The following is a 21,043-nucleotide window of genomic DNA, read 5'->3' on the forward strand; positions in this document are numbered from 1 at the left end:
CCGGACCGGACGGCGTCGGCGTTGGCTGAACGTGGATCAGGCGGGGTTCTGCAGCCACTGCAGCGCGGCGGCGGCGGTATGGAAGGAGCCGAACACCAGCACACGGTCGCCACGCCCGGCCTGTGCCAGCACCTGTGCCAGCGCCTGCTCGACGCTGCCGGCCAGTGCTGCCGTGGCGGCCACGGTACCGGCCAGACGCGCCTGCAGCTGGCTGGCACTCTGCCCACGCGGGCCATCCAGCCCCGCCAAGGTCCACTCGCCCACCACGTCCTGCAGCGCCTGTACCACGCCCACCGCGTCCTTGTCCTGCAGCGCGGCGTACACCGCCAGGGTGCGCCCGGGGGATACCTCGGCCTTCAATGCGCGCGCCAGCTGACCTGCAGCCTGCGGGTTGTGGCCGACATCGACCCGGATCTGCACGCCATTCCGCTCGAAGGCCTGCATCCGGCCCGCGATGCGCGCCGCTGCGATACCGGCGGCCCAGGCGGCACGTGGCACCGGCTTGTCCAGCGCGCGCAGCGCGGCGATGGCGGCGCCGGCGTTGGCCAGCTGGATCGGGCCGGCCAGGGCCGGGGTCGGCAGTTCCATGCGCATGCCGACATCACGCCAGCGCCAGCGCTGGGCATCGATCGGTTCGTAGAAGTAGTCGCTGCCGCCGCGGATCGCATTGGCACCCACCAGATAGGCACGTGCGAGCACGCTCGACGGCGGGTCGGTCTCACCCAGGATCACCGGCTTCCAGCCGCGGATGATGCCGGCCTTCTCGGTGCCGATCGCTTCGCGATCCTCGCCCAGCCACTCGGCATGGTCGATGTCCACGGTGGTGATCACCGCGACGTCGGCATCGACGATGTTGACCGCATCGAGACGGCCACCCAGGCCCACTTCCAGCACCGCCAGATCCAGCCCGGCATCGGCGAACAGGCGCAGTGCAGCCAGCGTGCCGTACTCGAAATAGGTCAGCGTGATGTCGCCGCGCGCCGCTTCAATGGCGTTGAACGCGGCGACCAGCGCCGCATCGTCCACGTCCTGGCCGTCGATGCGCACGCGCTCGTTGTAGCGCAGCAGGTGCGGCGAAGTGTACGCGCCGACCTTCCAGCCGGCGGCACGCGCGATGGCTTCGATGAAGGCCACGGTGGAACCCTTGCCATTGGTGCCACCGACCACGATGGTGCGCTTGGCCGGCGCCTCCAGTCCCATTGCCGTGGCCACGGCGCGCACGCGCTCCAGGCCCATGTCGATGGTCGCCGGGTGCTGGCGTTCAATGTAGTCCAGCCAGTCGGCCAGGGTGGTCGGGGTGTTCGTCACGGCAGCAGTTCCAGCAGAAGCAGTTGATGCGAAAGGGCGGATCAGAGGGCGCGGTGCTTGGCTTCGCCGAAGAACGGCGTGTGATGGGCGCAGTCGTTCAGGCGCACCACTTCCAGGCTGTCCAGATCGGCGCCCTCAAGCAGGTTGAGCGTGGTCGGTGCCTGGCGGAAGGTCCACAGGCGGGAGATCGGCAGGCCCAGCACCTTGCACAGGATCACGCGGTTGACTGCGTCATGGGCGACCACCAGCAGGGTGTCATGCTCGCCGAGGCCTTCGGTGGCACGGGCCAGGCCACGCCAGCTGCGTTCCAGCACCAGCCGCAGCGATTCACCGCCCGGCATCAGCACGGTATCCGGCTCCTCGCGCCAGGCCTGCAGGCGCGACGGATCCTTCTCGTGGATCTCGCTGGCCAGCAGCCCTTCCCATTCGCCGTGGGCGATTTCCTGCAGCTCCGGCTCGGTCAGCAGCATATCGGCACGGGCAGCGCCAAGCGCCAGCTGCGCGGTGCGCTGCGCGCGCGACAGCGGCGAGGCGACGGCACGGGTGATGTCGACCGAGGCCAGGCGGGCGCCCAGCGCCTGGGCCTGGGCTTCACCGATCGGCGAAAGCGGAATGTCGATCTGGCCCTGGTAGCGGCCTTCGGCGTTCCACGGCGTTTCGCCGTGGCGGGCAAGCAGGATGCGCATGCGTGCAAGGGGTCCTGGGGGGAGGAGGCTCCGCGTTTCGTTCACATCCTGTGAAGTACGCGGAACAGGGATGATACCCGTTCGGCGCACCGGGCCGGGCATGAAAAAACCCCGCGACGTGGGTCGCGGGGTTTAGGGATTTGCCGGCCAGCGGCCGGCACTACCGCAACCAGCTTACTTCGCCAGGTTCAGTTCCTTCAGCAGCTCCGGTGCCGGCGCCACTTCCTGCATGATCCACTGCATGTAGCGGCTGTCGACCGCGATCATGCGGGTCATCACCGGGTCGAACACCCAGTTGGAGCTGACCGACTCCCAGTTGCCGTCGAAGGCCAGGCCGACCAGCTTGCCGTTCGCATCCAGCACCGGCGAGCCGGAGTTGCCGCCGGTGATGTCCAGGTTGGACAGGAAGTTCACCGGCACCGAGCCGACGCGCTTGTCTTCCAGGCCGCCGTAGCGCTTGGCCTTGACCGCGTCGAGCAGGGCCTTGGGCGCATCGAACGGATCAACGCCGGTGTCCTTGGCAACAATGCCCTCCAGCGTGGTGAACGGGGTGTAGGCCACGCCGTCCTTGGGCGCATAGCCCATCACGTTGCCGAAGGTGATGCGCAGCGACAGGTTGGCATCCGGGTAGACGAATTCGCCCTGGCTCTTCTTGTAGTCGGCCAGTGCCTGCAGGTACAGCGGACGCGCGGTCAGCGACTCGCCTTCGCGGATCTTCTTCTGCTCTTCCTGCTTCAGCAGCGACGGCATGATCGCCACGGCGTACTGGATGGCCGGATCGGTGCTGGCTTCGAACGCGGCGCGATCGGCCTTGAACCACTTCAGGCGCGCGTCCAGGCTGCCCAGCTCGGTGCCCGACAGCTTGCCCACCAGCGCCTTGACTGCGTTGGCATCGCTGCCGCCCAGCCAGGTGTTCAGCACTTCGTTGTTGCGCTGCGCGACCGGCAGGGCGATGTACTGGTCCAGCCAGTAGGTCTGCAGCTGCTGGTCCATCTTCGCCACATAGCGGCGATCCATCTGCTTCAGGCCACCTTCCAGGGTCGGCAGGTCGCGCTGCTGGTAGCCGGCTTCACGCTCGGCATCCGGCTTGGCGCGCTCGATCGACAGGCGGTACAGGCCGATGGCGGCGCTGACCGCCGAGGTGTTGTTGAACTGGCCGACGAACAGGTCACGCTCGCGGGTCGCCTTGCTGGCGTCCAGGTGCTTGATCAGCTGCGCGTGTGCGGCCAGGGCCGGCTTGCCGGCGGCGCCCTGCTTCTTCAGCCAGGCCAGCACGGCGGCTTCTTCAGCCTGCTTCTGGCCAGCGGCATCGATGCGCTTGAAGCCTTCCAGCTGGCCGGCATAGTTCTTGGCCACGTTGTTCATGCTGGCCGCGGTGGCGGCGTATTTCACCTTGACGTCGGCGTCGGCCTTGCCGGCCTCGTCGATCATCTTCAGCACCGCGTTGTAGTGCCTGGCGATGGTCGGGTAGGTCCAGCTGGCGGTTTCGTTGAACTCACCGGCCAGCGCGTAACGGTTGGTGCGGCCCGGATAGCCGGCCACCATCACGAAGTCACCGGCACCCAGCGCCTGGTCGGTGAACTTCAGGAAGTGCTTGGGCTGGTACGGCACGTTGTCGGCCGAGAACGCCGCCGGCTTGCCGTCCTTGCCGACGTAGGCGCGGTAGAACGAGAAATCGCCGGTATGGCGCGGCCACATCCAGTTGTCGACGTCGCCGCCGTACTTGCCGACGCTGCCCGGGGGCGCGTAGACCAGGCGCACGTCCTTGATTTCCATGTTGCGGAACAGGCGGTAGGTGTTGCCGCCGGAGAAGGTGTACAGGCGGCAGCGGAAGCCTTCCTCGGCTTCACAGGCGGCGACCTGGGCCTTGTCGAAGGCGTCCAGCGCGCGGCTGCGGGCCAGCGGGTCGTTGCCGGCAGCGGCAATGGCGGCCTTCGCCTGGGCGGTGACGTCGGTGATCTGGTCCAGCACATAGACGCGGGCGTTCGGCCCGGCGCTCAGCTCATCACTGTGCTTGGGCGCATTGAAGCCATCCTTGATCAGGTTCTTCTGCGCGGTCGAATTCAGCTGGATGGCGCCATAGGCGCAGTGGTGGTTGGTGACCACCAGGCCCTGCGGCGAAACGAAGCTGGCGGTGCAGCCGCCAAGCGCGACCACGGCGCCCATCGGGTCGCCGGTGAGGTTGGACAGCTGCTCCGGGGACAGCTTCAGGCCGGCCTTCTGCAGCGGGCCGGCGATTTCCGGCAGCTGCTGCGGCACCCACATGCCTTCAGCGGCATGGGCGACCTGGACCAGCCCAAGGCTGGCGACGATGGAGAATGCAAGCAGGTTCGAGCGCATGGAGCGGCCCCTGGTAGTGGAACCCTCGATTGTAGCCCGCCCCCCTGCCCCGCCCCGAACCCCGGAAGTCATGGCCCGGGCGCACCGGCGCCCCGGTCGCAGCCAACCTTGGTGGACACTCACGCATCCACCGGGCCATGCCCGGCGAGCTCAGCGGCCACGTTCGAAATGCCCCCCGGCGCACGCCTTTCGTTCCGCCACTGCACCCGCAGCGCAACATGGGAAATCCGCGCGGCGCCCTATAATCCGCGCTTTCCCCCTGACGAGTTCCACCCCGATGGCGCAGCAAACGATGAAGGCCCTGGTCAAGCGCGAAGCGGCCAAGGGCATCTGGCTGGAAGAGGTTCCGGTGCCGACCCCGGGCCCGAACGAGGTGCTGATCAAGCTGGAGAAGACCGCGATCTGCGGTACCGACCTGCACATCTACCTGTGGGACGAGTGGAGCCAGCGCACGATCAAGCCGGGCCTGACCATCGGCCACGAGTTCGTCGGCCGCATCGCCGCGCTCGGCTCGGCGGTGACCGGCTATGAAATCGGCCAGCGCGTCTCGGCCGAAGGCCACATCGTCTGCGGCCACTGCCGCAACTGCCGTGGCGGCCGCCCGCACCTGTGCCCGAACACCGTCGGCATCGGCGTCAACGTCAACGGCGCCTTCGCCGAATACATGGTGATGCCGGCCAGCAACCTGTGGCCGATCCCCGACCAGATCCCGTCGGAACTGGCCGCGTTCTTCGACCCGTACGGCAACGCCGCGCACTGCGCACTGGAGTTCAACGTGATCGGCGAGGACGTGCTGATCACCGGCGCAGGCCCGATCGGCATCATCGCCGCCGGCATCTGCAAGCACATCGGTGCACGCAACGTGGTGGTGACCGACGTCAACGACTTCCGCCTGAAGCTGGCCGCCGACATGGGCGCGACGCGCGTGGTCAACGTCGCCAACCAGTCGCTGAAGGACGTGATGAAGGAACTGCACATGGAGGGCTTCGACGTGGGCCTGGAAATGAGCGGCAATCCGCGTGCGTTCAACGACATGCTCGACTGCATGTACCACGGCGGCAAGATCGCCATGCTCGGCATCATGCCCAAGGGCGCCGGCTGCGACTGGGACAAGATCATCTTCAAGGGCCTGACCGTGCAGGGCATCTACGGCCGCAAGATGTACGAGACCTGGTACAAGATGACGCAGCTGGTGCTGTCCGGCTTCCCGCTCGGCAAGGTGATGACCCACCAGCTGCCGATCGATGACTTCCAGAAGGGCTTCGACCTGATGGAACAAGGCAAGGCCGGCAAGGTCGTGCTCAGCTGGAACTGATCCTTCGCCGCGCGCGATGGGTGGGTGCCGAGCTTGTAGTGGGTGCCGAGCTTGCTCGGCACACCTTGAATCTGAAAAAGGCGCCCGATGGGCGCCTTTTTCTGTGGTGTTGCCGGCCAGCGGCCGGCACTACCGGTAACGCCTGCGGCGTTACTTGCCGACCGCCACGGTCAGCAGCACGCGGCTGTGCGCGAGCTTGCCGGAGTTGTCACGGCCATTGCCGTCGGTGCCGTAGTAACCCAGGCCGACATTGAACAGGCCGAACTGGCGGCTGACGCCGACGTTCCAGTCGGTGTAGTCCTTGGCCAGGCCCTTCTCGAAGCTGCTGCGGCCGACATTGGCATTCAGCGTGAACTCCTGCGGCAGGCCCCACTGGCCGCCGACACCGTAGTACCAGCCGTCGGTGCCGCTGTTCCACTGGTCGTTGGTGTAGGCCACGGTCAGCTTGTAGGTCTCGTCCAGCGTGGTGGTGGTGACCAGCTCGTTGTAGTTCTGGTGGCTAGCACCGAGGTAGGTGTAGCGATTCAGCAGCACGTCGAAGTTGACGCGCGGGGTGACGTCCACGCCGTAGCCGATCTGGTAGTCGATCTCGGTGTTCGGGTCGCCCGGTCCGAAGTCCACGCCCGAACCCCAGACACCGGCGTACAGGCCGACCGGCGAGGTGTAGGTGAAGCCCGCCTGCAGGGTCGGCTTTTCGTCGGTCTGCGACACGCCGCGGAACAGGTAATCCGACACTGCCGTGACATTCCAGCTGTAGGGCGATTCGTTGTCCTGGGCGCTGGCGGCAAACGGCGCGAGGGTCAGGGCGGCGGCAATGGCGAGGCAGGCACGGGCGTGCTTCATGGGCGTCTCCGAGGGTGGCGGGGGCGGGAAGGGGGAGTGGGCAACCGGCGCCAGACAGGCGCGGTTCACGAATTTTTAACCCGTTTGCTATTGCGATGCAACATGTGCCGGCCGTGGCGGTGCCCTGCCCGGCCCGGTCGATGGCCATCGTTGCCCGGTAGAATCGGCGGTTTCCCCGTGCTGAGCCGTGCCCACGCCATGACCGACGCCTCCTCCGCCCTGACCCGCCACTACGCCGAGGAACTGGACGCCATCCGCGCCCAGGGCCTGTTCAAGTCCGAGCGGATCATCACCAGCCCGCAGTCGGCCGAGATCACCCTCGACGACGGCCGCAAGGTGCTGAACTTCTGCGCCAACAACTACCTGGGCCTGGCCGACCATCCGGACCTGATCCAGGCCGCCAAGGACGCACTGGATACCCACGGCTTCGGCATGGCCTCGGTGCGCTTCATCTGCGGCACCCAGGACCTGCACAAGCAGCTGGAGAAGCAGATCGCCGACTTCTTCGGCAAGCAGGACACCATCCTGTATGCGGCCTGCTTCGACGCCAACGGTGGCCTGTTCGAACCGCTGCTCGGCGAGAACGACGCGATCATCTCCGACGCGCTGAACCATGCTTCGATCATCGACGGCGTTCGCCTGTGCAAGGCCAAGCGCTTCCGCTACGCCAACTGTGACATGGCCGACCTGGAAGCCCAGCTGCAGGCCGCCGATGCCGCCGGTTGCAAGACCAAGCTGATCACCACCGATGGCGTGTTCTCTATGGACGGCTTCATCGCGCCGCTGGACGAGATCACCGCGCTGGCGAAGAAGTACAACGCACTGGTGCACATCGACGAATGCCATGCCACCGGCTTCCTCGGCGCCACCGGCCGTGGCTCGGCCGAGGTCAAGGGCGTGCTGGAGAAGATCGATATCATCACCGGCACCCTGGGCAAGGCCATGGGCGGCGCACTGGGCGGCTTCACCTGCGCCAGCGCCGAGGTGATCGAACTGCTGCGCCAGCGCTCGCGCCCGTACCTGTTCTCCAATTCGCTTCCGCCGCACGTGGTCGCTGCCGGCATCAAGGCGTTCGAGATGCTGGCCGCCGCCGACGACCTGCGCGGCACGCTGGCCGAGAACACGGCCTACTTCCGCGAGAAGATGACCGCCGCCGGCTTCGACGTGAAGCCGGGCGTGCATCCGATCAGCCCGGTGATGCTGTACGACGCGCCGCTGGCGCAGAAGTTCGCCGAGCGCCTGCTCGAAGAAGGCATCTATGCGATCGGCTTCTTCTTCCCGGTGGTGCCCAAGGGCCAGGCCCGCATCCGCACCCAGATCAGTGCGGCACACAGCCGCGAGCACCTGGACCGTGCGATCGATGCCTTCACCCGCATCGGCGTCGAGCTGGGCGTGATCAAGGGCTGATCATGGCCGGGGTCGGATCCCTTTCCTGCGGAAAGGGTTCCGACCCAATCAGAGCGTGCCGACCAAGGTCGGCACCCACCGCGGCTTGAGGGCGTGCCGACCGGGGTCGGCACCCGCAGGCGTCACTTCTTTTTCTTCTTGTCCTTGGGCTGATCCTTGCTAGCCACCACCACCGGCTTGGCGGCGGCGTCCTGGCCATTGCCCTTGGCAACGCGGATGCCGTTGGCCTTCATCCAGGCATCGAACTCGTCGGCGGTCATCTTCCTGTCGCCGTCGCTCATCAGGAAGCGGTAGCTGCCGCGGCCATCCAGCTCCGGGGTCTTCACTTCCACCACCGGGATCTCGGCCGGCGTTTCCGCCTTGGCCACCTTCTTGTGGCCGCCACAGGCGGTCAGCAGCACCATCGGCAGCAGCAGGCCTGCACAGCGCAGGGTTTGGTTGAGGGTCAGGTGGTACATGGGCAGGCTCCGTTCGGGAAATTCAACAACCAGGCGCCCCCTACGCCTGGAACGGTGGCCGGCAACCGCCGGCCGCGGGCGATGGTCAGCCCGGTGCAGCGGCCCCCAGCCGCTGCAGGTCGCTGACCTCCAGAACCCGCCACTGGCCCTTGCCGAGATCGCCGAGCACCAGCCCACCGATCGCAACCCGGACCAGGCGCAGCACCTGCAGGTCGAAGGCCGCCAACAGGCGGCGGATATGGCGGTTGCGGCCCTCGTCGAGGACCACCTCCAGCCATGCGGTCTTGTCGCCACTGCGCAGCACGCGCACGGCGTGGGCGGCGAGGAACTCGCCTTCGTCCTCCACGCCCGCCTGCAGTGCCGCCAGGGTGGCGTGATCGGGCATGCCATCCACCTGCACGTGGTAGGTCTTGTCCGGCCCGGTCTGCGGGTCGGTCAGGCGCGCGGCCCACTGCGGATCATTGCTGAACAGCAGCAGCCCTTCGCTGGCCTTGTCCAACCGCCCGACCGGTGCGATCCATGGCAGGCCGGCACCATCAAAGCAGCGATACACGGTGTCGCGGCCGCGCTCATCCTGCACGGTGGTCACTACCCCGCGCGGCTTGTTGAGCATCAGGTACAGGCGTTGTGGCGCTGCCAGCGGCTGGCCGTCGACCTCGATCGGCGGCGCCGGCTGGCCAATCGGGAACTCCGGATCGCGGACGATGCGGCCGGACACCCGCACACGGCCTTCGGCGATCCAGCGCGCGGCCTCGCTGCGCGAGCACACGCCGGCCTTGGACAGCACGCGCGCCAGACCATGGCGCACGCCACTGGAGACATTCGGAACCGCACGCCCACGCGGTGCGTGGGAGCGGGCGGCGGGGGCGGCAGGTGGGCGGCGCGTGCGCAAGCCTCTGCTCCCCGCGGCGCTTACTTCTTGTCGACCGGCTTGGTCTCAGCCGGTGCTTCGGCCGCAGCCGGGGTGGCGGCCGGAGCCGGACGCGCCTTGACCACGCGCACACCACGCGCCTTCATCCAGGCGTCGAATTCTTCGGCGGTCATGCGCTTGCCGTTCTGGCTCATGTCGAAGCGCCACGGCGTGTTGTCGAACTCGGTCTGCGGCTTGTAGGCCGCCGGATCGTTCGGCTTCACCGCCGGCGCGCTCGGAATGGCCTTGGCGATGTTCTGGCAGCCATCGATGCGCAGACGCTGCAGCACCTGGTCCAGCGACTGCGACGGGTCGTAATTGCCGCTGAGCACGCCAGCCGGCATGCCCAGCTGGTTGCCACGGATGTACAGCTCGTCGGCCACCGGTGCGATGGTCGTGGCCGGCAGCGGCAGCGGCGAGGCGCTGGTGTTGACCGAGCAATCGACCGCAGCGTGGGCGGCGGGAACCAGGGCCAGTGCCAGGACGGCGGCCGATGCAGAGCGCAGCATGAGGGGCATCCACGGAAGGAAGTGACGCGGCGAGTTTAGCAATGCCGCGTCATCTTTCAAGCGCCACTTTCAATGAATACGGCAACTCATTGGTTTTACGAACAAAATACCGACGAACGGTCGTCATCCCGGAGGAAAAGCCGGATTCCGGGCCGCAGAAACAACAAGACCCGGCCGAAGCCGGGTCCTGCAGTGTCCTACGGGCAGAGCGTCAGAACTTAGTTCTGGACGTTCAGCTCGGTACGACGGTTCTTGGCGCGACCTTCCGGGTTGTCCGAACCATCCGGGTTGGTGTTCGGCGCAATCGGACGGCTCTTGCCGTAGCCAACCGGACCGATCAGGCGACCGGCGTCGACGCCGTTCTTGGTCAGGTAGTTGTACACGGCGGTGGCGCGACGCTCCGACAGCTTCTGGTTGTAAGCGTCGGTACCCTTCGAGTCGGTGTGACCGGCAACTTCAACGCGCAGATCCGGGTAACGCTTCAGGATCTCGGTGGCTTCGCCCAGGATCGCCACGGCGTCCGGACGCAGGTTCGACTTGTCGAAGTCGAAGTTGACGCCCTTCAGGTCGATGGAGACCGGCACCGGGCAACCGTCCGGACCGATGGTCTGACCCGGCTGCGAGTTCGGGCACTTGTCGTCGCAGTTGTTGACGCCGTCACCGTCGTCATCCAGGTCGGCGCAGCTCGGGGCAACCGGAGCCGGAGCCGGAGCAGCCGCGACCGGAGCCGGGCCCAGCGGGATCACGACGCCGACCGAAGCCAGCACGTCGCCGAACCAGCTCTCGTCGCGTGCGGCGATGCTCTGGTCGTCGAAGTCAGCGCGGTAAGCAACTTCGGCGCGGACAGCAACGCGCTTCTCGAAGGTGGTCTGCAGACCAACGCCGACCTTGGCGGCGAAGTTGCCGTCCTTACGCTTGCGCGGGCCGTTGTTGTCCAGGGCCGGGTACTGCTCTTCCGACTTCTGGTAGCCCAGGCCACCCAGGATGTACGGGTTCCAGCCGCGGCCTTCCTTGATGAAGTGGCGACGCAGGTCCAGCGAGGCGCCGTACTGCGACCAGTTCAGGTCCTTGTTCGAATCGAAGTTCGGGTTCTGATAGTTCAGCTCACCGTCCAGCGACCAGTTCGGGCTGATGAACTTACCCAGGCCCAGGGTCACGAACGGAGCGTCATTGGTCAGACGGTCGTTGTCCTGGAAGTTGAAGCCGGCCGAACCGGTCAGGTACCAGCGGTCATCGAACTCCTGCGCCGACGCAGCCTGGGCGAAAGCCAGACCACCCAGCAGCGCGGCAGTAAGGATCTTCTTGTTCATTGAGTACAGCTCCTATTTCGGGGGTATGAAACCGGTAGAGGCATGGGCCAGCACTAGTGCGTCGATGTACGACAGCCGATTCAGCACGCCACCGCCGCGAACATTATGCTCAGGCGGGTGAAGGTCATGTTAACAGTCCCGTAACATGTGAAGTATCGCGCCCGACCCTCCACCGGTCCGACGTTGAAACCCTATACAGGATGATGAAAATCCGCAAGACCCGCACGCTGCAAGGGTTTGACGGGGTTTAAGTGGCAAAAACGACATACTGCGCAAGCGGACGCGCCGCGTGGTTCAGCGCACTTGCTGAAAGGTGAGGAACCTTATGATGGGGCCACGAACCCAGCTGGAGCCGAGATGAAAGCCGTCGCCCTGAGTCGTGAATCCGCCCCTGCCCTGTGCGATATCCGCCTGCCGCCACCGCTGCCTCCGCGTGGCCGCGATCTGCTGGTCCGGGTCGAAGCGGTCTCGGTCAACCCTGTCGACGGCAAGCAGCGCGCTGCCACCGATCCGGCCACGCTGGAAACACCCCGCGTACTCGGCTGGGATGCCTCGGGCGTGGTCGAGGCGATCGGTGACGAGGCCAGCCTGTTCGCCTCCGGAGACGAGGTCTACTACGCCGGCGATGTCACTCGCCCGGGCTGCAACGCCCAGTACCAGTGGGTGGATGAACGCCTGGTCGCACGCAAACCGACCACGCTGGATTTCGCCGAAGCCGCCGCTCTGCCACTGACCACGCTCACCGCCTGGGAGCTGCTGTTCCAGCGCATGCCATTGCAGTTGGATGACCGCCGTCATGCCGGCCAGCACCTGCTGGTGATCGGCGGCGCAGGCGGCGTCGGCTCGATGGCGATCCAGCTGGCCCGCCACGCCGGATTCGAGGTGATCGCCACAGCGTCCCGTGAAGCCTCGGTTGACTGGTGCCGGCAGATGGGCGCCCAGCATGTGATCGACCACCGGCATGCGCTGCTCCCGCAACTGCAGGCGTTGGGCATCGATGCGGTACAGGTCGCGCTCAACCTGGCCGACACCGACCACTACTGGGATGAGCTGGGCCAGCTGCTGGCACCGCAGGGCCATGTCGGCCTGATCGTCGAACCGCGCGGCGCGCTGCGCATCGGCGATCCCTACAAGGCCAAGTGCATCGGCATCCACTGGGAGTTCATGTTCGCGCGCGCGCGCTTCGCCACCGCCGACCGCATCGAACAGCACCGGATTCTCAGCCGTGCGGCCAGCATGATCGACGCCGGCCAGCTGCGCGGCACCCTCAGCGAAACGCTGGGCAGGATAAATGCAGCCAACCTGGACAGCGCGCATCAACGCCTGGCCAGCGGGCGCACGGTGGGCAAGCTGGCGCTGGCAGGCTGGGACGACTGAGGCAGGCGCGGCCAATCAACCTGTGCGGTCGGATTGGCCGCCATCTGTATCTATGGAATCGCCTGAATCGAGCTTACGGTGGAGACAGATCCTCCTCCCCGAGCCCTGTCATGCCCTCCGCCCTGCCCCTGCGCCTGCTGCAACTGATCGTCGGCCTGTTCCTGTACGGCTTCGGCGCCTCATTGATGATCCGTGCCGCGATCGGAGTCGCCCCGTGGGACGTGCTGTCACAGGGCATCGCCGCACAGACTCCGCTTTCGTTCGGCCTCGCCACCAACGTGATCGGTGCTCTGGTGCTGCTGCTGTGGTGGCCGCTGCGGCAGAAGCCGGGCGTCGGCACGGTGCTCAATGTGCTGCTGATCGGCCCGTCCGCGCAGTTCGGGCTGTGGCTGCTGCCGCCCGCCGTCGGCCTCGGCTGGCAGCTGGCGATGTTCTGCGCCGGCATGCTGCTGGTCGCGCTGGCCACCGGCCTGTACATCGGCGCCAAGCTGGGCCCGGGCCCACGCGATGGCCTGATGACCGGCCTGCATGTCCGCACCGGCTGGCCGATCTGGAAGGTGCGCAGCCTGATCGAGGGCAGCGTGTTGTTGCTGGGCTGGTGGCTGGGCGGCAACGTCGGCCTCGGCACCCTGGCCTTTGCGCTGCTGATCGGCCCGCTGTGCGGAGTGACGCTGGGCTGGTTCGGCATTGGCCGGCCGTCGCCGGTCGTGCCGGGCCGCTGGCCGGCAACCGCAATCGCCCTGAGCTGATCAGGATGCCGGCCAGCGGCCGGCACTACCGCCCCCGGAGTTCGGGGGCAGCGCCGCAGGCGCGGGGGCGTGGAGGCCGGTAAGTGGGGCCCGCGGTTCGCGCAGCGAATTGCGGGAGCGACAGCACGCATGTGCCGAGCGTACCCGGCCAGCGGCCGGCACTACCAGACCATCAGACAGCGGTCGGCACTACCCGGCGAAGCAACCCTTGCCCCGGCCGCCGTTTCACGGCACGCTGCGCGCTTCCGTACGCAAGCGTATCGATCATGTCGCCAGCCAACGAAAGCGCCTATCCCCACCTGTTCGCCCCGCTGGACCTGGGCTTCACCCAGCTGCGCAACCGCGTACTGATGGGTTCGATGCACACCGGCCTGGAGGATCGCGCGCGCGACTTCCCGCGGCTGGCGGCCTACTTCGCCGAACGCGCCGAAGGCGGCGTCGGCCTGATCGTCACCGGAGGCTTCGCACCGAACGTGGTCGGCTGGCTGAAGCCGTTCGGCGGCAAGCTGTCCTGGCCCTGGGAGGTGCACCCGCACCGGCAGCTCACCGCCGCTGCCCACCAGCACGGCGCGAAGATCTGCCTGCAGCTGCTGCACGCCGGCCGTTATGCCTACCACCCGTTGTCGGTGGCGCCGTCGAAGCTGAAGGCACCGATCAACCCGTTCACGCCGCGCGCGCTGTCGGCCAGTGGCGTCGAACGGCATATCGCCGACTACGCGCGCAGCGCGAAGCTGGCCCGCGAGGCCGGCTACGACGGCGTGGAAGTGATGGGCTCGGAGGGCTACCTCATCAACGAGTTCATCGCGCCGCGCACCAACACGCGCAGCGACCAATGGGGCGGCGACGCCAGCCAGCGCATGCGCTTCGCGGTGGAGATCGTGCGCCGCATCCGTGAAACCTGCGGTCCGGACTTCATCATCATCTACCGCCTGTCGCTGGTGGACCTGGTCGAGGACGGCAGCAACTGGCAGGAGATCGTGCAGCAGGCACAGGCCATCGAGGCCGCAGGCGCGACGATCATCAATTCCGGCATCGGCTGGCATGAAGCGCGCATTCCAACCATTGCCACTTCCGTGCCGCGTGCGGCCTTTGCCGGCGTCACCGCCAAGCTCAAGCCGCACGTGACGCTGCCGCTGGTCGCCACCAACCGCATCAACATGCCCGACGTTGCCGAACGCATCCTGGCCGATGGCGGCGCCGACATGGTGTCGCTGGCGCGCCCGCTGCTGGCCGACCCGCAATGGGCCAACAAGGCCCGCGCCGGCCGTGCCGAGGCAATCAACACCTGCATCGCCTGCAACCAGGCCTGCCTGGATCACGTGTTCGAGAACAAGCTGGCCAGTTGCCTGGTCAACCCGCGTGCAGCCCACGAGACCGAGCTGGTCTACCGCCCGACCACCACGCCGAAGAAGGTGGCCGTGGTCGGTGCCGGCCCGGCCGGGCTGGCCTGTGCCACCGTCGCCGCCGAGCGCGGCCATCAGGTCACCCTGTTCGATGCCCATGAGGAGATCGGCGGCCAGTTCAACGTGGCCAAGCGAATTCCGGGCAAGGAAGAGTTCTACGAGACCCTGCGCTACTTCCGATACAAACTGGCCGAAACCGGCGTGCAGCTGCGCCTGGGCACCCGTGCCGACGCCGCGCAGCTGGCCGGCTTCGACGAGGTGGTGCTGGCGACCGGCATCACCCCGCGCCGGGTCGATTTCCCCGGTGCCGACCACGCCAAGGTGGTCAGCTACCTGGACGTGCTGCTGGGCCGGGTCGAGGTCGGCGCCAATGCAGCGATCATCGGTGCCGGTGGCATTGGCTTCGACGTCGGCGAGTTCCTCAGCCATGCCGGCCAGTCGCCATCGCTGGACCCGCAGCACTGGATGGCCGAATGGGGCGTGGATGCCACCTTCGAGGCCCGCGGCGCACTGGCCACGCCACAGGTGGAAGCGTCGCCACGTCGCCTCTGGCTGTTGCAGCGGAGCGCCGGCAAACCGGGGGCGCGGCTGGGCAAGACCACCGGCTGGATCCACCGCGCCACGTTGAAGGCCAAGGGCGTACGCATGCTGGGTGGAGTCGAGTACCTCGGCGTGGACGACGAGGGCCTGCACATCCGCGTCGAAGGCAGCGAGCAGCTGCTGCCAGTCGATCATGTCGTGATCTGCGCCGGGCAGGAACCGAACCGCGCACTGCAGGCCGAACTGCAGGCCGCCGGCATCAGCGCACAGCTGATTGGCGGCGCCGACGTGGCCGCCGAACTGGACGCGAAGCGGGCCATCGACCAGGGCAGCCGGGTCGCCGCCGCGCTTTGATGCGCGCCTGAATGGGGGGCGGAATGTGATTTCCGTCACCCCGGCCGAACCTGAATGTCAAGCCGGACGGTTCATGATGCGTTCGGCTATACCCCCCTACCTTGCGCCATCTTTCCGCTCACCAGCCAGTTTCCGGTGAGCCGGCGCGGCCCCCTCGATCGGTACTGATCGTTTCTTTTGGGGCCGCCCACGGGGCGGCCCCGATGGCCGCCTCCCCATGACGCCAAGTCGTACCCCGGCCCGCAGCCCCCGCTGCGGGAACCGAGAGGTGCGGCCCATACGGAGCAAGGAGTTATATGAAACTGGCCTGGATTCTCTGGCTGTCTCAGTTGTTGCCGCAGCCGGCCGCTGATTCATTGTGTTTGAGCACCACCGTGTACCTGGAAGCCCGCGACCAGACCCTGCGCGGCCAGCAGGCCGTCGCCGAGGTTGCCCTGCGCCGCCTCGACAGTGGCCTGTGGGGTGACTCGATGTGCCAGGTGGTCACCGCACGCAAGCAGTTCGCGCCGACCATCGTCTCCCCCGGCACCCAGCTGGGCAATGACGCCGCGTGGAGCGAGGCGATGAACGTCGCCTTCGACGCCGAGCGCAACTGGGCGCTGCCGGCCGGCGAGCGCCGCGAGATCGTGCCGGGTGCCAGCCACTTCGCCGCACTGTCGATCGCCAGCCCGAACTGGCGCAATGCCTACCAGGTGGCCACCATCGGCGATCACACCTTCTATAAGGTGCAGAACCTCAAGCCACGGCAGTCGTAACGATCCGTGCTGGCGGCAGCGTTGCCGCCCGCCGGCACGCTCTGGGATAGTGGGGGCTTCCCGCCCGCATCACCTGGAGTTCCCATGAAGCTGTACAGCAAGCCCGGTGCCTGTTCCACCGCCGACCACATCGCCCTGCAGTGGACCGGCCAGCCGTTCGAGGTTGAACTGCTGAACAAGGACACCCTGAAGGGTCCGGAATTCCTCAAGATCAATCCGGCCGGTGCGGTACCCGCGCTGGTCGACGGCGACTTCGTGCTGCTGCAGAACGCCGCCATCATGGGCTATATCGCCGACAGCTACCCGCAGGCCGGCCTCGGCGGTGACGGCAGCCCGCGCCAGCGCGCCGAAGCCACCCGCTGGCTGGCCTTCGTCAATTCGGACGTGCATCCGGCCTTCTCGCCACTGTTCGCACCGGGCAAGTTCATCGCCGACGAAAGCCAGTTCGACGCCATCCGCGCCGCTGCGCACAAGCGCCTGCGTGGCCTGTTCGAGACCGCTGACAGGCAGCTGGCCGACAAGCCGTGGCTGGCCGGTTTCCGCAGTTACGCCGATCCGTACTTCTACATCACCCTGCGCTGGGCCGCTGGCACCAAGGTCGATCTGTCCGGCCTGGACAACCTGGCCGCCTACAAGGCGCGCATGGACGCCGACGCCGGCGTGCAGGCCGCACTGAAGGCCGAGGGCCTGGCCTGACCCTGCATGAGGGTGGAGCCGCTCGCGATGCGAGCGGCTCCGAACTGACTCGAGGGGAACGGGATCTCAGCCGATCTGGCGGATCACCTCACCCTTGGCGTCGCGCAGATAGGTCGGCACCACTTCAATGCGCAGCACGCCTGTCAGCGGATAGATCCCGCGTTCGGCGCGCACGCTCGCCAACGCCTGAACTCCCGCCGCATCCAGCGCCCACCGCGCGCTGTCGGCAGACACTTCGCTGGCTTCACCGCCCCCGGCGGCAATGAACTCCCACTGCCGTTCGCGGCTTACCAGTTCCAGCGATTTGCCATGGCGCAGGCGCAGCGGCAGCAGTTCGCACACGCTGTCGACCTGGCCGGCGCCCAGCACCAGGGTGGTGATGCCGGCCTCCTGCCGCCAATCAAGGGTTTCGATGAACAGCATGCCGGTGCTGGAGCCCTCGCGCGCGCTGCCGGCCTGCACCTGCGCGGCCAGCGCCGGATCGTCCAGCAGATTGCCGCGTTGCAGGTCACTGATCCAAAGCGGCATCGCCGGCTGCAGCGCCTGCAGCACGCCGCGCGTGGACCAGCGCTTGACCGCCTCCATCTCTTCATCGGTCAAGCCGACCAGCTGCAGGAACTGCAGGTGGCCGTTGGTGGTATCACGTGCCGGCAACTGCGGATCGGCAATGAAGGCCAGGTGGCACAGGCGGGTGCCGGTCTCCAGCGCGATCGGGCCGTTGGCATTGAGGTGGTGGCCATCCTCGAACACGTTGCCGCTGCCGAACACATAGCGCGCCAGGTTCTGCAGCAGGTTCATCGGCCACGCCGGCGGCGTGCTGCCTGCGCTCTCACCGTCTACGGTCGCCAGGCGGAAGGTGAGCTCGAACCCGTAGCCGCTGGCGTCGGCATCGCTGCTCTCCTTGGCGTACAACTCGGAAAAGCCATAGGTGATGTAGTGCCAGTGCGGCACCGGCGCATCCGCCCAGTACACACTGATGCCATCCAGCGGATCCTGCCCACCCAGCGTATACGGCAGCGCAGTGCCGTAATGACGCGGTTCCTGGCCTGCGTACAACGGCGCCAGCGCGGCGTTGATCGCATCCCAGCCCGGGGTGTCGGTGTCGTCGTGGTCGTCCTGCACGCGGGACTCCTTGTGGGGAAGTGAACCGGTCACTTTACGCGGTGGTTCAGGCCTGCACGACCTCATTGCCACCATTCACCAAAGCCGCCTGGGTTTCCTGCCACCAGCGCTGTGCCAGCGCCGGGCTGCGCGCCTTGCCCACTGCGGCCAGCAGTTCCGGGCACAGGCGTTCCAGCGCCAGCGCATCGGTGCAGCGTTCGATCTTCAACTGGATGAAGTAGCCCTTCAGGCCCAGATGCCGACGCACTGCTTCACTCATTGCGTCGTACAGCTGCTGGTACAACGCCGGGTCCTGTTCGCGGCCGGTGCTGATCGCACGCGTCGGCGCTGCGTCAGCACTGCCACCGATGGCTTCGATCAGGCCCTGCGCGACCAGTTTTTCCAGTGCATCCGGCGGTGCGCGCAGGCCTTCGAACAAGCCACGCAGTTCGTTGTCATCGCGATGGCCATCGACCATCAACAGAATCGAACGCAGTGCCGCCGGCAAGCGCCGGCCGCGGTCTTCGATTTCCTGACGGCCAGCGGCCGTCTTGGCGTGCAGCAATGCCATGCATCCCCCCAATCCTCGATGCGCAATGCCAGCGCGCCCGTGCCGGGCACGCCCCCTGGTTGCCACCGTCGAAGCCTGCGCAGCTTCCCCGAAGCGCAGGCTCTGTTGCAGACCGATGACAGGGCGAGCTTAGCGCAAGTCCTGGCACGCTTGGGGAGTGCCGGCCGCTGACCGGCAATCCTGCATGCCGAGGTTGCCGGCCAGCGGCCAGCACTACCCGGTCAGCGTCCCAGCGCCCGGCGGATCTCCTCCAGCGCACCGGGGTCGTCCAGCGTCGACAGGTCACCCGGATCGCGCTGCTCGGCCAGCGCCTGCAACGAGCGCCGCAGCAGCTTGCCGGAGCGGGTCTTGGGCAATGCGTTGACCACATGCACGTGCGCCGGCCGCGCCACCGCGCCCAGCGAAGTGGTCACCGTCGCCATCATCTCGGCCACCACTGGCGCCGGATCCTCGCCATCGAGCCCCTGCTTGAGGGTGACGAACACCAGCGGCACCTGCCCCTTCAGTTCATCCTTGACCCCGATCACGGCCGCCTCGGCCACGCGTGGATGACTGGAGATGGCCTCTTCGATCTCGCGCGTGCCCAAGCGATGCCCGGCAACGTTGATCACATCGTCGGTGCGCCCGAGGATGAAGGTGTAACCATCGTCATCGCGGATCGCCCAGTCCAGCGAGCTGTAAAGCAGCTCCTTGAAGTGGCTGAAGTAGCTCTGCAGGAAACGACCGTCGTCGTTCCACACCGTGCTCATGCAGCCTGGCGGCAATGGCGGGGTCATCACCAGCACGCCTTTCTGCCCAGGTGCCACTTCCTCGCCGGTGTTCTCGTCGATCACCTTCATGCGGTAGCCGAGATTGGGGAAGCCCGGCGAGCCGAAGCGCACCGGCTTCATCTCCAGGCCCGGCAGCAGGGTCAACGCCGGCCAGCCGGTTTCGGTCTGCCAGTAGTTGTCGATGATCGGCTTGCCCAGTGCGTCGCTGATCCAGTGCGCAGTCGGCTCGTCCAGCGGCTCGCCGGCCAGGAACAGGTACTTCAATGCGCGCAGATCGTGGCGATGGATGAAGTCTGCATCGTGCTTCTTCAGCACGCGGATGGCGGTGGGCGAGGAGAACATCGTGCGCACGTTGTACTGCTCGCACAGCGCCCACCAGATGCCCGGGTCTGGGTTGGTCGGCAATCCTTCGTACAACAGCGAGGTGCAGCCGCCGATCAGCGGGCCGTACACGTTGTAGGAATGGCCCACCGCCCAACCGACATCGGAGGTGGAGAACATCACCTGGCCCGGCTTGCAGTCGAACACGGTCTCCATCGACTGTGCCATCGCCACCGCGTAACCACCCACGTCGCGCTGCACGCCTTTCGGCTTGCCGGTGGTGCCGGAGGTGTACAGCAGATAGCTCGGCTCGCTCGCCTCCAGCCACTGCACCGGCACGTCAACCTCGCCGATCTGCGCGCGCAGGGTGGCGTACTCCACATCGCGGCCCGGTACCCGCGGTTCGGCGGCATCCAGCCCGCGCGACACAATCAGCACGTGCGGTGGCGGTGTGCTCGCCTCTGCACAGGCAGCATCGACCATCGCCTTGTACGGAATCAGCTTGCCGCCGCGCATGCCGGCATCGGCGGCAATCAGCAGTTTCGGTTTCGCATCATCGATGCGCAGCGCCAGGTTGTGCGCGGCAAAGCCGCCGAACACCACCGAGTGCACTGCACCGATGCGCGCGCAGGCGAGCATCGCGAACACGGCTTCGGCCATGTTCGGCATGTAGATCACCACGCGGTCACCATGACCGACGCCGAGGTGCCTGAGCACGGCAGCAAAGTCATTCACCTCGCGATACAGCTGGTGATAGGTGATCTCGCGGGTGCTGTTGGTTTCGGTGGAAATGGCCACCAGCGCAAGCTGGTCGGCGCGCTCGGCCAGGTGGCGATCGACGGCGTTGTAGCAGAGATTGGTTTCGCCGCCGACGAACCAGCGCCGGAACGGCGGGTTGCTGTAGTCGAGTACCTGCTGCGGCGGTTTGTGCCAATGGATGCGCTTGGCTTCTTCGCCCCAGAAGGCCTCCGGCTCGTCGATCGAGCGACGGTAGGTTTCCTCGTAGTTCATGACGCAGCCCTCCCAGACAAAGTCATGGCTTCGAGGATAGTCCGGCGCTGCCGCGCGGGCCGCCCTACCTTGGTAGGGGGTGGGGTTTTGTCCTGCAGGGCTTGCAGCCCTGCACCCGCAGAATCAACGTCAACGTCAAAAGCTGGGTTACTGGGGGATGGCGGGGTGGGTCCGGTTGCAGGAGACGCCGTAAACCCTTCCCTGGGGGCTTGGCCGCGGCATCCATGCCGCGGATACTCCCGCAACCGGACCCACCCCGCCTTCGACAGTCTTTCGCGATCTGTCGGAACGGCGCTCTGCTCTGGTGGG

At 66.9% G+C, this 21,043-nt stretch carries 18 protein-coding genes; 7 read left to right on the top strand and 11 right to left on the bottom strand.

Translation table 11 applies throughout. The features are described 5' to 3' along the window. Positions 1 to 36: 36 nt before the first annotated feature. The 3 genes from folC to SSKA14_RS20395 all read right to left on the bottom strand — a co-directional run bounded on the left by folC (position 37) and on the right by SSKA14_RS20395 (position 4,334). Complete coding sequence (gene folC / locus SSKA14_RS20385; RefSeq protein WP_008265919.1) at positions 37 to 1,308, bottom strand: bifunctional tetrahydrofolate synthase/dihydrofolate synthase; 1,272 nt, start codon at positions 1,306 to 1,308, stop codon at positions 37 to 39. Positions 1,309 to 1,349: 41 nt separating this feature from the next. Beyond that, a complete protein-coding gene (locus tag SSKA14_RS20390; protein ID WP_008268389.1) occupies positions 1,350 to 1,994 on the bottom strand; it encodes a histidine phosphatase family protein in 645 nt (214 codons plus the stop codon). Between the two features lie 174 nt (positions 1,995 to 2,168). After that, positions 2,169 to 4,334, bottom strand: coding sequence for a S46 family peptidase (locus SSKA14_RS20395; protein WP_040008760.1), 2,166 nt, complete (start codon positions 4,332 to 4,334; stop codon positions 2,169 to 2,171). Between the two features lie 292 nt (positions 4,335 to 4,626). Between SSKA14_RS20395 and tdh the strand changes: the two genes are divergently transcribed. Beyond that, the gene (gene tdh / locus SSKA14_RS20400) at positions 4,627 to 5,649 is read left to right on the top strand and encodes an L-threonine 3-dehydrogenase (RefSeq protein ID WP_008267065.1); all 1,023 of its coding nucleotides are present in this window, start codon (positions 4,627 to 4,629) and stop codon (positions 5,647 to 5,649) included. A gap of 150 nt (positions 5,650 to 5,799) precedes the next feature. On the opposite strand, the gene SSKA14_RS20405 is transcribed toward tdh, so the two are convergent. Next, entirely contained in the window at positions 5,800 to 6,492 is a 693-nt protein-coding gene (locus tag SSKA14_RS20405) for a TorF family putative porin (protein ID WP_008268382.1), read from the bottom strand. Between the two features lie 198 nt (positions 6,493 to 6,690). Here SSKA14_RS20405 and kbl point away from each other — a divergent pair, with 198 nt between their 5' ends. Then, on the top strand, positions 6,691 to 7,899 hold the full coding sequence (kbl, locus tag SSKA14_RS20410) for a glycine C-acetyltransferase (protein WP_008268606.1): 1,209 nt from the start codon (positions 6,691 to 6,693) through the stop codon (positions 7,897 to 7,899). A 122-nt stretch (positions 7,900 to 8,021) separates the two neighbouring features. On the opposite strand, the gene SSKA14_RS20415 is transcribed toward kbl, so the two are convergent. The 4 genes from SSKA14_RS20415 to SSKA14_RS20430 form a co-directional block, all read right to left on the bottom strand. Continuing rightward, a complete protein-coding gene (locus tag SSKA14_RS20415) occupies positions 8,022 to 8,357 on the bottom strand; it encodes a hypothetical protein (protein WP_008268295.1) in 336 nt (111 codons plus the stop codon). Positions 8,358 to 8,442: 85 nt separating this feature from the next. Further along, positions 8,443 to 9,249, bottom strand: a complete 807-nt coding sequence (locus SSKA14_RS20420) for a pseudouridine synthase (RefSeq protein ID WP_232281420.1) — start codon at positions 9,247 to 9,249, stop codon at positions 8,443 to 8,445. 20 nt (positions 9,250 to 9,269) lie between these two features. Beyond that, positions 9,270 to 9,776, bottom strand: a complete 507-nt coding sequence (locus tag SSKA14_RS20425; protein ID WP_008267393.1) for a hypothetical protein — start codon at positions 9,774 to 9,776, stop codon at positions 9,270 to 9,272. A gap of 218 nt (positions 9,777 to 9,994) precedes the next feature. After that, positions 9,995 to 11,086: an OmpA family protein gene (locus SSKA14_RS20430; protein ID WP_008268379.1), complete on the bottom strand. Its 1,092-nt coding sequence runs from the start codon at positions 11,084 to 11,086 to the stop codon at positions 9,995 to 9,997. 357 nt (positions 11,087 to 11,443) lie between these two features. Between SSKA14_RS20430 and SSKA14_RS20435 the strand changes: the two genes are divergently transcribed. The 5 genes from SSKA14_RS20435 to SSKA14_RS20455 all read left to right on the top strand — a co-directional run bounded on the left by SSKA14_RS20435 (position 11,444) and on the right by SSKA14_RS20455 (position 16,960). After that, positions 11,444 to 12,463: a zinc-binding alcohol dehydrogenase family protein gene (locus tag SSKA14_RS20435; RefSeq protein WP_008264691.1), complete on the top strand. Its 1,020-nt coding sequence runs from the start codon at positions 11,444 to 11,446 to the stop codon at positions 12,461 to 12,463. Positions 12,464 to 12,573: 110 nt separating this feature from the next. After that, positions 12,574 to 13,212 (top strand): membrane protein, encoded by a 639-nt coding sequence (locus tag SSKA14_RS20440; RefSeq protein ID WP_008267813.1) that lies wholly within the window; start codon positions 12,574 to 12,576, stop codon positions 13,210 to 13,212. A 266-nt stretch (positions 13,213 to 13,478) separates the two neighbouring features. Further along, a complete protein-coding gene (locus SSKA14_RS20445; RefSeq protein ID WP_008265455.1) occupies positions 13,479 to 15,509 on the top strand; it encodes an NADPH-dependent 2,4-dienoyl-CoA reductase in 2,031 nt (676 codons plus the stop codon). 296 nt (positions 15,510 to 15,805) lie between these two features. After that, positions 15,806 to 16,264: a cell wall hydrolase gene (locus SSKA14_RS20450; protein WP_004154513.1), complete on the top strand. Its 459-nt coding sequence runs from the start codon at positions 15,806 to 15,808 to the stop codon at positions 16,262 to 16,264. 84 nt (positions 16,265 to 16,348) lie between these two features. Then, positions 16,349 to 16,960, top strand: coding sequence for a glutathione S-transferase N-terminal domain-containing protein (locus SSKA14_RS20455; RefSeq protein WP_008265997.1), 612 nt, complete (start codon positions 16,349 to 16,351; stop codon positions 16,958 to 16,960). Positions 16,961 to 17,026: 66 nt separating this feature from the next. Here SSKA14_RS20455 and SSKA14_RS20460 read toward each other — a convergent pair whose 3' ends face one another. From SSKA14_RS20460 to prpE, 3 genes are all read right to left on the bottom strand, one after another. Continuing rightward, positions 17,027 to 18,082 (bottom strand): suppressor of fused domain protein, encoded by a 1,056-nt coding sequence (locus tag SSKA14_RS20460; RefSeq protein WP_008266111.1) that lies wholly within the window; start codon positions 18,080 to 18,082, stop codon positions 17,027 to 17,029. A gap of 46 nt (positions 18,083 to 18,128) precedes the next feature. Next, positions 18,129 to 18,632 (bottom strand): hypothetical protein, encoded by a 504-nt coding sequence (locus SSKA14_RS20465; protein ID WP_008266328.1) that lies wholly within the window; start codon positions 18,630 to 18,632, stop codon positions 18,129 to 18,131. Positions 18,633 to 18,853: 221 nt separating this feature from the next. Further along, entirely contained in the window at positions 18,854 to 20,734 is a 1,881-nt protein-coding gene (gene prpE / locus SSKA14_RS20470; RefSeq protein ID WP_008267527.1) for a propionate--CoA ligase, read from the bottom strand. Positions 20,735 to 21,043: the final 309 nt, after the last annotated feature.

The organism is Stenotrophomonas sp. SKA14, assembly GCF_000158575.1.
GTDB lineage: Bacteria > Pseudomonadota > Gammaproteobacteria > Xanthomonadales > Xanthomonadaceae > Stenotrophomonas > Stenotrophomonas forensis.